The organism is Yersinia sp. IP36721, assembly GCF_003634395.1.
GTDB classification, from domain to species: Bacteria; Pseudomonadota; Gammaproteobacteria; order Enterobacterales; family Enterobacteriaceae; genus Yersinia; species Yersinia entomophaga.
This window is the reverse complement of sequence record NZ_QCZL01000010.1, coordinates 56,667-69,457: the sequence shown is the minus strand read 5'-3', so window position 1 is coordinate 69,457 and position 12,791 is coordinate 56,667. Positions and strand designations below refer to the sequence as shown.

Below are 12,791 nucleotides of genomic sequence, written 5' to 3'. Positions count from 1 at the left end.
GTTGGATTTTCTTCACTCAAACTGAAACCCTAATGTTGGCTCATATGTCAGTTGAACACGCCCCACCAGAATTGCAGCTAGCGGTAGATTTGATTTACCTGCTGGAATGCAACGAAATTGCGCCAGAAACGGCGCTGGCAGCGCTGGAAATTGTTAAGCGTGACTATCAGCAAAAGCTGAGTCATCACCGTCAGGAATAATTCCCTGCCTGACTACGGCTTACAACGCTGCCCCAAAAAGGGCGAAACCTCTCCGGCTTCGCCCTCAGTATTTATGGGTTTTCCAATTAGTTTTTCCGATCCAAAACCCGTTTCAAACTAAGGCTGCGGTTGTTTCCGCTCGTTATCCGGCATCAAATTAATAGGACGGCTGACTTCCTGCACTTCTGCCCCATCTTCTTTATGCAGATAAACCTCAAGCTGATTGAACGCAATATTGATGTCGTTTTCGCGACAAAGCTTATCAATCGCGCGGTTTAACTCATCCACGGTGTAACTACGATCGCGCAGTTCACGTACATACAACCGCAGTTCATGATCGAGTGTACTGGCACCGAAATTGAGGAAAAACACCTGCGGTTCCGGATCGGACATAACTCTCGGATTATCATGAGCGGCTTTCAGAAGAACTTCTTTAACTTTATCTAAATCAGAGCCATAGGCCACGCCAACTTTAATCAGAATACGGGTAATCGTATCCGACAGCGACCAGTTGATTAAGCGCTCGGTGACAAAGGCTTTGTTTGGGATGATCACTTCTTTCCGATCAAAATCGGTGATGGTGGTGGCGCGGATACGAATTTTGCTAACCGTACCGGAGAAAGTGCCGATAGTCACCGTATCACCGATACGCACCGGACGTTCGAACAAGATAATGATACCGGACACAAAGTTAGCGAAGATTTCCTGCAAACCAAATCCCAGACCCACCGTTAGCGCCGCGACCAGAAATTGCAGCTTATCCCACGAAACGCCGAGAGAACTTAAGGCGGTAATAGCCCCGACCGAGGTAATCAGATAAGTGAGCATAGTGGTTATGGCGTAGGACGTGCCCTGACGCAGCTGCAGGCGAGATAATACCAGCACTTCCAGCAATCCTGGCAGGTTGCGGGTCATGACATAAGCCACCACCAGCGCCATAATCCCCACCAGAATATTACCCAGCGTCACCGCCTGCTGCACATTGGCACCGGCAACCGTGCTGTTGTAATGCCACAGAGTGATACTGTCCAGATAGGAGATAACCGTGACTAAATCCGACCATATCCAGTAAAACGCCGTAGCAAAAATCAGGAACAGCACCATCGTGGTCAAACGTAATGACTGCTGGTTAATTTGATCCAACGCCAGCGGCGGCTCCTCTACCGGCTCACTCCCTTCCGCCCCTTCTTTCGCCAAACTCTGGCGACGAGCAATGGCGCGTCGGTAAGCCAAACGGCGGGCGGCAACGCCTAAGCCTCGAATCGCGGTCAGATAAACGATATTCCACAGGAAGAATAGATAGATACTGTCAATCCAACGCCCGGCCAGACGCAGCGTAGTATAGAAATAACCCGCAGCCATCAGGCCAATCAGAATCACCGGCGTCACCGCAATGGCAGTCACTATCACCAATCGCACCGCGTGGCTGTTTTTCTCACGCCAGCTATCACGACAGAATGGGAAAACAAATACCGCTAGCAGCGCTAACGCAATCACCACTACCACCTGACCGATAACATCATCCACCAGCCGTAGAGGACTTTTCTCGCCCAATACCGACCAGAAAATCACCGGCAGCAGCGCTACGCCCAAACGTACCATTTGCCGACGGTAATGCGCGCAGCGCTCAGCGGCAATATTGAAGTGACGTTCGGTAATCCCCCCTGGGGACAACATGCGGTAGGTCAAATCGAATATCAGCCAGAACAAGGCCAATTGCTGGAAGAAGCTCCAGAGGAAATCACTAATCGCCATCTCCGATTGCAGGCACCAATAGCCTACAAGCAGAATCAGCACCACACCCGGCAATACCTTTAATAAAATGAGCAAAATCGCCTTCGGCGTATGCATCTGCGTATCGTGTTTTAGCTGACCAACATCGTTCGCCAGACTATCCAGATGGTTATCTATGATTTTATAGCGCCAGCGAATCACGCCGACCAGCAGCAACCCCGGAATCACAAAAATCAAAGATTTCAGTAATCCCGCCAGAATATCGCTAGGGGAAAATTTGAAATGAAGATTGCTCAACTCACTGTGAATCGCCTCGGGCAAGCTTTTCAACCACGACCAATCCATCGGTTTATTGCTACTCACCCAAAAGATTTGTTGCGTTAAAGTATGTTGCAGTGAGCTGTTGACGCTGAGTAATTGCTGCTGATTTATTTGCAGGTTAATCGCCAATGTCAGTTGGTTACCCAACTGTTTATTCAATTGATCCAACAGCTCACGGCGAATATCGACAATTTGCCCCAGCGCATCTTCCACTTCGCCACTGACTTTTTCTTTACTGTCGCTCATCACCTTTTGAATATAATCATCGCCCTGGAAGAGCTGATCCCGCTGTTGATTAATTTCAAACTGTTCCAAACGCAGGTCAGCAATGCGCGTCCCCATATCGCTAATCAGGCCATCGGTCGGTAAGCTAAGCTGTTGTTGATACAAAATACGAGATAACAGCAGGCTACCTCGCAATACGGTAATTTGTTCTTTTAAATTGCGTTCAGACTGCAATGCACGATCCAGCCAGTTTTTCACACGAATATTTTGCTGAACCAGCGTATTGCCTTCTTTGGTGGCATTGATCAAACGCTGGCTTAAATCGCGATTAATCGCCAGTTCGCGGCTGACCAGCGGATCGTTTTGAATGTCGGTAGAATCATCCGGAACCTGGGCTTCTTTAGCCGTTTTTTCGGAAAGAATCAGCCGCTTACCACTGACAACCTCTTGAAGCGTTTGGATGTTACGTTCCAGTTGGCCAATATGAGCATTGGTATAATCCCGCTGCTTTTGCAGTAAATCCTGCAACGTAGTGTTGGCTTCCAGATTTCTACGTTGTAAGTCCAACTGCGCATTCAACAACACCTGTTCAGTTAACAGCATTTGCTGTTGCGTAGGACGTAAACCATCCTGTCCCGGCGCTAATCCATTGAGTAAATTACGGATTTGCTGTAGCCGCTGGGAAGCGCTATACATGGCGCTTTGTACACGTTCAGGTTGGGTTTGTAGGGAAATCAATTGGCTATTGTAAGTGGAAAGATCTTCCTGAGCCGCCTGTAGGTCATCCAGCGTTTCATTTAGCCGGGATTCCAATTGACGTAAAGAATAGTTCGCTAGTGATTCACGAGTCAGCGAATCGGAGGAGTTGCTTTTCAGCACTTCCAGCGCATCGGTCGCCTGGCGCAGTTTAGCCGGTGCCTGAGCCAATTGCTGCTTAAGCTGGTTGGTTTCCTGCTTAACCCGCTCAATGGCGTCGAGGTATTCCAGCGTTTGCACCAAATCTTGCTGAGCCAGTTTGTCGGCTGGCGTCGGAGTTTTCAGCTTAGCCAGAACATCGAGCTGATTTTGTACTTCACTACGGCTCGGCACGTCGCCATTTAAGTTCGCCGCGTTAGCCGCAGGCAAACACACCAGCGCCAGAATAAGCAGACTAAAAAGCATCCAGACACGAAGCAAGGGTGCGCTGTTGGTATTGCTGTCGGTATTATTGAAAAGCAGAGACGATTGGGTATTGAACCAGCGAATCATGATCTAACTTCATATCAGCGGAGATAATAGAAATCCTACCACGTTCGGCCAACGCCGATCATAAGAAAAATTCTTCATTGCATAAAAAACGGCCTACGGGGCTGAAAACCGCCCTATCAGCCTGAGAATTAGAAGGTTAACACTTTCTCTGCCGCCAGCGTCCACTGCGCCAGTTCGACCAAAGTCCCAATTTCAATGCCTTCAATAAGCGTCAACGCGCTAATTCCGCGCGCATCAGCACAGGTTTTACACAGTTTGATAGGAACCAACTGGGCGCTGAGAATCTCCAGCATCTGCTGAATGTTGTATCCCTCATGTGGCTTTTGTCCGGTCATAGCGGCAGTTACCGCATCGGACATCAGAAATAACCGAAGATCTAAATCGGGCTGCTGATCTTTTAGCGCAATGGATAAGCGTAGTGCGTTAAATAATGACTCATGACCATAGGCAGCACCGTTGGCAATAACGACCAAAGAACTCATATTTACCTCACGTTAATCTTATTTCGCTGAAGCGCCTTCCCCTCGCAGGGTTTGGCACCGTGAAATCATTTCCAGATAGGTATCAATTAATACCGCTGCATCCTGTTGGATATCAAAACATTCTGGGGTAAATAACCAATTTTCCATCAGGCCGGTAATATAGGCGCGCATAATGATCGCCGCACAGCGGGTATTCAAATCGGCAGGTAGCTGTTTTGCTGCGATACAGTCTTGCAAAACGGCTTCAATTCGCTCATAACTTGCCAGATAGAGGACTTTTCTTGCGTCATGGACTGAGGTCATCTCCCCGACAAATTCGCATTTGTGGAACACAATTTCCATCAAAGCACGACGTCGGCAGTCTTCTTTCGTAGCGACCAGAATATAAATCAGGATTTCTCGTAGGATACGCAGTGGATTATCGGGATATTTTGCCTGATACTCTAGTTCGAGTTCATCGATGTCAAATTCCGATAACGACCAGACTTCATTAAACAGATCGACCTTGTTTTTGAAATGCCAATAAATAGCACCACGGGTAACACCCGCAGCGTCAGCAATATCCGCGAGTGAGGTTCCTGAAACACCATGTTCAGAAAATTCTCTCACGGCGGCATCAAGAATTTGTTGCCGGGTCTCAAGGGCCTGCTGTTTGGTTTTTCGTGCCATGGCGTTGTTTTTTCGGGGGGCTGTGATTTACATACATTTGCGAATGTATGTACCATAGCACGCACATATCATTTTCGCAGCAATGGGTTTTAGAGCTTGTGATCCATTGGTTAATTAAAAATCGGACACTTGAGGTTTATCTATGAGCAAAAACAGAGGGGTAATGCCTCTGGCTGCAATTCTGGTACTTTCAGGCAGCTTAGTACTTATAGGATGTAATGATAAAGATGCAGCGCAAGGCGCCCAGGCACAACAAGCCCCTGAAGTTGGTATCGTGACATTGAAAGCTCAACCTCTCAATATTACTACTGAGCTTCCGGGGCGGACGTCTGCTTTCCGTATTGCTGAGGTTCGTCCTCAAGTTAGTGGCATTATTCTTAAACGTAATTATGTTGAAGGCAGTGACGTTACCGCCGGAACATCGCTATATCAAATTGACCCGGCGACCTATCAGGCCGCTTATGACAGCGCCAAAGGCGATTTAGCCAAAGCACAGGCCAGCGCGGAAATTGCGCGTTTGACCGTTAACCGTTACAAACCTCTGTTAGGCACCAACTACATCAGTAAACAAGATTACGATACCGCGACCTCTAACCTGATGCAGGCCAATGCGGCAGTACAAAGCGCAAAAGCTGCGCTGGAAAGCGCACGTATTAATCTGGCTTACACCAAGGTAACTTCGCCAATTTCAGGTCGTACCGGTAAATCTTCGGTAACCGAAGGCGCTCTGGTTAGCAGCGCTCAGGCCACCGCATTAACCACCGTTCAGCAGCTCGATCCAATGTATGTGGACGTGACGCAGTCCAGTGATGAATTCCTGCGCCTGAAGAAAGAACTGGCCAGCGGCGTCATGAAACAGGAAAACGGCAAAGCGAAAGTGCGCCTGTTATTGGAAAACGGCACTGAATATTCTGAAACCGGGACGCTGGAATTCTCCGGCGTAACCGTGGATGAAACCACAGGTTCCATTACGATTCGTGCCATCTTCCCTAACCCGAACGAGTCATTGTTACCGGGAATGTTCGTCCGCGCCCGTCTTGATGAAGGTGTGAGAGCAGATGCGCTGCTGGTTCCTCAGCAGGGTATTACCCGTAACCCGCGTGGTGAAGCCACCGCGATGGTCGTGGGCGAAGGTGACAAAGTAGAACTGCGCACGGTAACTGCGGCTCAGGCAATCGGCGATAAATGGCTGATTACCGACGGCTTGAAACCGGGCGATCGCGTGATTGTAACCGGCTTACAGAAAATCAAACCGGGCGTGCAGGTGAAGGCGCAGGAAGTCTCTGACGCCGCACCGGCAGCAGCACCGGCTGAACAAGCGAAGAAGTCTTAAAAGGAGCCGGTAATTCATGGCTAAGTACTTTATAGATCGCCCCATATTCGCATGGGTTATCGCCATTATCATTATGTTGGCGGGCGCACTTGCGATAATGAAACTGCCCGTAGCGCAATATCCGACCATTGCGCCACCGGCAATTTCGATCTCTGCCAACTATCCAGGCGCCGATGCGACCACGGTTCAGAATACGGTAACTCAGGTTATCGAACAGAACATGAACGGCATCGATGGCTTGCTGTATATGTCTTCCAGCAGCGACTCGTCCGGTAGCGTACAGATCACTCTGACCTTTAACGAAGGTACCGATCCGGATATCGCGCAGGTTCAGGTGCAGAACAAACTGCAACTGGCCATGCCGCTGTTACCGCAAGAAGTACAACAGCAAGGCGTTAGCGTCGAGAAATCCAGCAGCAGCTTCTTAATGGTTGCCGGCTTTATTTCCGAAGATGGCACCATGCAGCAGGAAGATATCGCCGACTACGTAGGTTCGAACATTAAAGATCCTATCAGCCGTACCTCCGGCGTGGGTGACGTTCAGCTGTTCGGTTCCCAATATGCGATGCGTATTTGGATGGATCCACACAAGCTGAACAACTACAAGCTGACGCCGGTTGACGTTATCAATGCGATTAAAGTGCAGAATAATCAGGTGGCAGCAGGCCAGCTTGGTGGTACACCGCCAGTGCCGGGCCAGCAGCTTAACTCGTCTATTATTGCGCAAACCCGTTTGACCTCTGCGGAAGAATTCAGCCAGATCTTGCTGAAAGTGAACACCGACGGCTCTCAGGTTCGCCTGAAAGACGTCGCAATCGTCAAATTGGGAGCGGAAAGCTACAGCGTTATCGCTCGTTTCAACGGTAAACCTGCGGCAGGTATCGGTATCAAACTGGCTACCGGGGCTAACGCCCTGAACACTTCGGCGGCAGTAAAAGCCGAACTGGCCAAGCTGCAACCGTTCTTCCCAGCCGGTCTAAAAGTAGTTTACCCGTACGACACCACGCCATTCGTTAAGATTTCCATCAACGAAGTGGTGAAAACGCTGGTCGAAGCGATCATTCTGGTATTCCTGGTTATGTATCTGTTCCTACAGAACTTCCGGGCTACCCTGATCCCAACCATCGCCGTACCTGTGGTGCTGTTGGGGACGTTCGCCATTCTTTCCGCCTTTGGCTATTCGATAAACACGCTAACGATGTTCGGGATGGTGTTGGCGATAGGGCTATTGGTGGATGACGCCATCGTTGTAGTAGAGAACGTCGAACGTGTGATGCAAGAGGAAGGGCTACCGCCGAAAGAAGCCACCAAGAAATCCATGGAGCAGATCCAGGGCGCATTGGTGGGGATCGCGATGGTGCTTTCTGCGGTATTCATCCCGATGGCCTTCTTCGGTGGTTCTACCGGTGCGATTTACCGTCAGTTCTCTATTACCATCGTTTCTGCCATGGTGCTGTCGGTTCTGGTGGCGTTGATTCTGACACCGGCACTGTGCGCCACTATGTTGAAACCTATTCCTAAAGGTTCACACGGCCCGAAAACCGGTTTCTTCGGTTGGTTTAACCGGATGTTCGAAAAGAGCACCCACCATTACACCGACAGCGTAGCTAATATCCTGCGCAGTACCGGCCGTTATCTGGTGATCTATCTGGCGATTGTTATCGGTATGGGCGTGTTGTTCCTGCGCCTGCCAACATCATTCCTACCGGAAGAAGATCAGGGCGTATTCCTGACCATGGTTCAGCTACCGGCAGGTGCTACGCAAGAGCGTACCCAGAAAGTGCTAGACCACGTGACGGATTACTATCTGGACAAAGAAAAAGACGTAGTTAACTCGGTCTTTACCGTTAACGGCTTCGGTTTCAGCGGACAGGGGCAAAATACCGGTTTGGCGTTCGTCAGCCTGAAAAACTGGGACGAACGTCAGGGCGAGGAGAATAAGGTACCGGCTATCGTTGGCCGCGCATCTCACGCCTTCTCGCAAATCAAAGACGGTTTGGTATTCGCCTTTAACCTACCGGCGATTGTCGAGTTAGGTACTGCGACCGGCTTTGACTTCCAACTGATTGACCAGGGTAACCTGGGGCATGAAAAACTGACTGCGGCACGTAACCAGCTGTTAGGTATGGCGGCTCAGCATTCAGACATGCTGGTAGGCATGCGTCCAAATGGTTTAGAAGATACACCTCAGTTCAAAGTGGAAGTTGATCAGGAAAAAGCACAGGCCCTCGGCGTGGCTATTTCCGACATCAATACCACACTCGGTTCCGCCATGGGGGGGAGCTACGTGAACGACTTTATCGACCGCGGTCGTGTGAAGAAAGTTTACGTACAGGCAGATGCGCCGTTCCGTATGTTACCGAGCGATATCGATAAGTGGTATGTCCGCAACAACGCGGGTGAAATGGTGTCGTTTGCCACCTTCTCTACTGCGAAGTGGGAGTATGGTTCACCGCGTCTGGAACGTTATAACGGTTTGCCATCAATGGAAATTTTGGGTCAGGCTGCACCGGGTAAAAGTACCGGTGAAGCGATGGATCTGATGGAGCAACTGGCGTCTAAATTGCCAAGCGGTATCGGCTATGACTGGACCGGTATGTCCTATCAGGAACGTCTGTCTGGTAACCAGGCTCCGGCGCTGTATGCCATCTCACTGATTGTGGTATTCCTGTGTCTGGCCGCACTATACGAGAGCTGGTCAATTCCGTTCTCCGTTATGCTGGTGGTTCCGCTGGGCGTAGTCGGGGCGTTACTCGCCGCTTCTCTGCGTGGATTAAACAACGACGTTTACTTCCAGGTGGGCCTGTTGACAACCATAGGCTTGTCGGCCAAAAACGCCATCTTGATCGTTGAGTTCGCCAAGGACTTAATGGAGAAAGAAGGTAAAGGGCTGATCGAATCTACGTTGGAAGCGGTTCGTATGCGTCTGCGTCCGATTCTGATGACCTCACTGGCCTTTATCCTCGGGGTAATGCCGCTGGTTATCAGCAGTGGTGCAGGTTCAGGCGCTCAGAACGCGGTAGGTACTGGCGTAATGGGCGGGATGGTAACCGCAACCGTACTGGCGATCTTCTTTGTTCCAGTGTTCTTCGTGGTGGTTCGCCGCCGTTTCAGCAAGAAGAATGAGGATATTGAACATAGTCATTCGGTTGATCATCAGGTTAAGTAATGCTTAACCTGCGATAACACTCTGTAAAAGGCCGCGCAAGCGGCCTTTTTCTTGCCTGGCATTTCACTAAATTTTCATCGCTCCCCTTCTTAAGCGCAGGTCTGACGATCGCCTCATCCATCATCATTTTTCCATTGTTTGCATTTTTGGCTTGAAACCGCTTATTTCTCGGCGCATAATTATTGTTATATTATAACATTACATAGAGGTTATTATGAGAGCCGGTATTCACCCTACCTATCGCACCGTAGTCTTTCACGACACCAGCGCCAACGTTTACTTCACCGTAGGTTCGACCATAGCCACCGAACGCACGATCGAATTCGAAGGCCAAACCTATCCTTACGTCACTTTGGATATCTCTTCCGCTTCCCATCCTTATTACACAGGGAAACAAAAAGAATTCTCCAAAGAAGGTAGCACCGCGCGCTTCCAGCAGCGTTTTGGCCATTTTTTCAAAAAAAATAACTGATCTGGGAATGCATCATGCAAGTGCTTAGTTCATTACGTTCAGCAAAAAACCGTCATCCAGACTGCAAGATTGTCCGTCGCCACGGACGAGTCTTTGTTATTTGTAAAAGCAATCCGCGCTTCAAAGCGGTTCAGGGAGGAACTAAAAAGAAACGTTAAGTCCGATTTACCAACTTGTATTTTGCTTGTTGCCTGTAGATAAAAAGCCTCGTTGCTGCCCAACGGGGCTTTTTCTTTACCGTAAAACTCACTATGCCGTGCTTTTAGAAGTGTTGTCGCCCCCCTGCCCGTTGCAGACAGGGGAAAATAGTTATTTCATACTGGCGACGATAGTATCGACATTATGTTTGAACGCTTCCGCATAGGTAGCTGCCGGGCCAGTTTTCTGAGATAGCGCTTCAGGAAACAATTCGCCTCCGGCCTCCGCCCCGCTGGCTGCAGCAATCTGCTTCACTAAACGCGGATCGGTTTGATTCTCAATAAAATAGGTTTTTACCTTTTCCTGTTTGATTTGCTTAATCAAATTGGCCACGTCGCTGGCGCTGGCCTCGGCTTCAGTGGAAAAACCAACGGGTGCCAAAAAGGTGACGCCATATTCCTGTCCAAAATAACCAAAAGCATCATGGCTGGTCAGTACTTTGCGTTTTTCAACGGGAATACTGGCAAACTGGGCTTTAGCATAGGCATCCAGTTTTTCCAATTTCTGGATATATTCTGCACCATGTTTACGGTAATAATCCGCGTCCTCAGGATCGGCAACGATTAAAGCATTCATCACATGCGTGGCATATTGAATACCATTTTGCATACTGTTCCAGGCGTGAGGGTCGGTCACTTTTTTCCCCTCCTCCTCCATTTTCCGTGAATGAATACCCTCTGAAAGCGTCACCACCGGCCCTTTATAGCCAGAGGCCGCAATAAGACGATTCAACCAACCTTCCAGACCCAGCCCGCTGACAAATACCACGTCAGCCTGAGAAATCTGTTTGCTATCTTTAGGCGAGGGGGAAAAACTGTGCGGATCGCCGTCCGGCCCCACTAGCGTGGTGACTTTCACATGCTCACCACCGATTTGCTGCACAATATCTCCTAGAATAGAAAAACTGGCGACGGCTTCGATAGTTTTGGCCATAGCCAGCGGGCTGGACAGCAGGGCAGCGACCGCCAACGCGATAGGTAAACGCTTCATTTAATTCTCCTTTAAAGCACACACTTCTAATCCCGCGCCACGGCCCAAATGCCGCCGCGCGAGCCAAACAAAATCGAAATAAAGAAAATAATACTGGCGCTAAGCACAATAGCCGGCCCGGCGGGCAGTGAAGCGTAGTAAGACCAAATCAAGCCTACAACGCTGGAAATCATGCCGATCAGCACCGAAAAAGCTAAAGTATGAGGTAAATCCTTGGCCCAAAAACGCGCACTGGCCGCAGGTAACATCATCAACCCTACCGACATCAAGGTGCCTAAAATCTGGAAACCGGCGACCAGATTGACCACGACCAAAGCAAGAAAAATGCCATGCACCACCATCAGCCAACGCCCCATACTGACGCGCAGAAAGACAGGGTCGAATGATTCAATCACCAGGGCTCGATAAATCAACGCCAGTACTAACAGCGAAAGGGTCGCGATAGCGCCCACCATGGTCATCGCGGCGGAATCAATAGCCAGAATCGAACCGAATAACACATGCAATAAATCCATGCTGGAGCCGCGTAATGAAACCAAAGTGACGCCAAGTGCTAGAGAACCCAAATAAAAACCGGCGAAACTGGCGTCCTCTTTTAACGGTGTTTTACGGCTGACTAGCCCTGATAGCATGGCCACCGCCAGTCCAGCGATAAATCCACCGATGCCCATCGCAACCAGCGATACGCCAGAAATCAGGTAGCCAATAGCCGCACCGGGTAATACCGCGTGGGAAAGCGCATCCCCCACCAGACTCATTCGTCGTAGCAATAGAAAAACGCCAAGCGGCGCGGCGCTCAAAGACAAAGCCAGACAAGCCACCAACGCTCGTCGCATAAAACCGAAATCGACAAAAGGGTCGGCTAATAGATGAAACAAATTCATGGCTGGGCTTCCACAGACAGATTATTTTGATTGGAAAGGTTTCGGCCTGCTTCAGCGCACTCGGCAAACAAGCGTTTAGATTCATCCCAGCGACAATATTCAGCGGTGAGCTGTAATACTCGTGGAAAATGCTGCGCTACCATCGACATATCATGCAAAACGGCAATAATGGTTCGCCCTTCCTGATGGAGCTGCTGGATAACGTTTAATAGCAAGCAGAGAGTCTGATTATCAATGCCGGTAAAAGGCTCATCGAGCAGTAATAAAGGAGCCTGCTGTACCAACAACCGGGCGAAAAGTACCCGCTGCAACTGCCCGCCGGATAACACCCCAACCGGACATCTGGCCATATCCAGCATGCCGACGGTGTCCAAAGCCTGCTTGATGCGTTGTAACGATTGTCGATTCAGGCCACCAAACATCCCACTTTGTGGCCAGCATCCCATTGCTACTACATCGAACACGATAATAGGGAATTGGCGATCCAATTCGGCTTGCTGCGGTAAATAAGCCATTCTGGGAATCTTCTTGTCGCCAAAGACTATTTTGCCGCCTAACGCTGGCTGTAATCCGGCCAATGTCTTAAGTAAGGTGGATTTGCCGGCACCATTTGCGCCAATCACTGCGGTGAGCGAGCCGCGGGCAAAAGAGCCGGTAAGAGGAGCGGTGACCGGCTGCTGCCCATAACCAACCTGTAGCTGTTGCAAAGTGATCATGGCAGTGCATTCGCCCAATAAATGGCTGACCACAATAAGATCAGCACGGTTATCATGCCGAACGCGCGCAGCCATGAAGAAATTGAAAATAGCGTTCGATTCGGTACAGAAAGCGACGCTTTATGGTGATGGGATTGGCACATAGGAAGA

General features: G+C 49.7%; 11 protein-coding genes. 5 read left to right on the top strand and 6 right to left on the bottom strand.

All coding sequences use genetic code 11. The features are described from left to right. Nucleotides 1–44 precede the first annotated feature (44 nt). Nucleotides 45–200, top strand: a complete 156-nt coding sequence (rsmS, locus tag DBA33_RS10400) for a pleiotropic regulatory protein RsmS (protein ID WP_064518170.1) — start codon at nucleotides 45–47, stop codon at nucleotides 198–200. Between the two features lie 117 nt (nucleotides 201–317). Here rsmS and mscK read toward each other — a convergent pair whose 3' ends face one another. From mscK to acrR, 3 genes are all read right to left on the bottom strand, one after another. Beyond that, the gene (gene mscK / locus DBA33_RS10395) at nucleotides 318–3,641 is read right to left on the bottom strand and encodes a mechanosensitive channel MscK (RefSeq protein ID WP_120806460.1); all 3,324 of its coding nucleotides are present in this window, start codon (nucleotides 3,639–3,641) and stop codon (nucleotides 318–320) included. A gap of 215 nt (nucleotides 3,642–3,856) precedes the next feature. Continuing rightward, nucleotides 3,857–4,210, bottom strand: a complete 354-nt coding sequence (locus DBA33_RS10390) for a DsrE/DsrF/TusD sulfur relay family protein (RefSeq protein WP_064512288.1) — start codon at nucleotides 4,208–4,210, stop codon at nucleotides 3,857–3,859. An 18-nt stretch (nucleotides 4,211–4,228) separates the two neighbouring features. After that, entirely contained in the window at nucleotides 4,229–4,879 is a 651-nt protein-coding gene (gene acrR, locus DBA33_RS10385) for a multidrug efflux transporter transcriptional repressor AcrR (protein ID WP_064512286.1), read from the bottom strand. Nucleotides 4,880–5,021: 142 nt separating this feature from the next. Here acrR and DBA33_RS10380 point away from each other — a divergent pair, with 142 nt between their 5' ends. From DBA33_RS10380 to ykgO, 4 genes are all read left to right on the top strand, one after another. After that, nucleotides 5,022–6,212 (top strand): efflux RND transporter periplasmic adaptor subunit, encoded by a 1,191-nt coding sequence (locus DBA33_RS10380; protein WP_064512284.1) that lies wholly within the window; start codon nucleotides 5,022–5,024, stop codon nucleotides 6,210–6,212. Nucleotides 6,213–6,228: 16 nt separating this feature from the next. Then, nucleotides 6,229–9,381: an efflux RND transporter permease AcrB gene (gene acrB / locus DBA33_RS10375; RefSeq protein ID WP_064512282.1), complete on the top strand. Its 3,153-nt coding sequence runs from the start codon at nucleotides 6,229–6,231 to the stop codon at nucleotides 9,379–9,381. Between the two features lie 214 nt (nucleotides 9,382–9,595). Next, entirely contained in the window at nucleotides 9,596–9,853 is a 258-nt protein-coding gene (locus DBA33_RS10370) for a type B 50S ribosomal protein L31 (protein ID WP_064512281.1), read from the top strand. 14 nt (nucleotides 9,854–9,867) lie between these two features. Then, nucleotides 9,868–10,011: a type B 50S ribosomal protein L36 gene (gene ykgO / locus DBA33_RS10365; RefSeq protein WP_071889688.1), complete on the top strand. Its 144-nt coding sequence runs from the start codon at nucleotides 9,868–9,870 to the stop codon at nucleotides 10,009–10,011. Between the two features lie 151 nt (nucleotides 10,012–10,162). On the opposite strand, the gene DBA33_RS10360 is transcribed toward ykgO, so the two are convergent. From DBA33_RS10360 to DBA33_RS10350, 3 genes are read right to left on the bottom strand one after another with little or no spacing between them, the layout of a single operon-like run. After that, nucleotides 10,163–11,041: a metal ABC transporter substrate-binding protein gene (locus DBA33_RS10360; RefSeq protein ID WP_064512279.1), complete on the bottom strand. Its 879-nt coding sequence runs from the start codon at nucleotides 11,039–11,041 to the stop codon at nucleotides 10,163–10,165. Nucleotides 11,042–11,067: 26 nt separating this feature from the next. Beyond that, nucleotides 11,068–11,925 (bottom strand): metal ABC transporter permease, encoded by an 858-nt coding sequence (locus tag DBA33_RS10355; protein ID WP_064512277.1) that lies wholly within the window; start codon nucleotides 11,923–11,925, stop codon nucleotides 11,068–11,070. Continuing rightward, entirely contained in the window at nucleotides 11,922–12,641 is a 720-nt protein-coding gene (locus DBA33_RS10350; protein ID WP_120806397.1) for an ABC transporter ATP-binding protein, read from the bottom strand. Before DBA33_RS10350 ends, DBA33_RS10355 begins: the two co-directional genes overlap by 4 nt. Nucleotides 12,642–12,791: the final 150 nt, after the last annotated feature.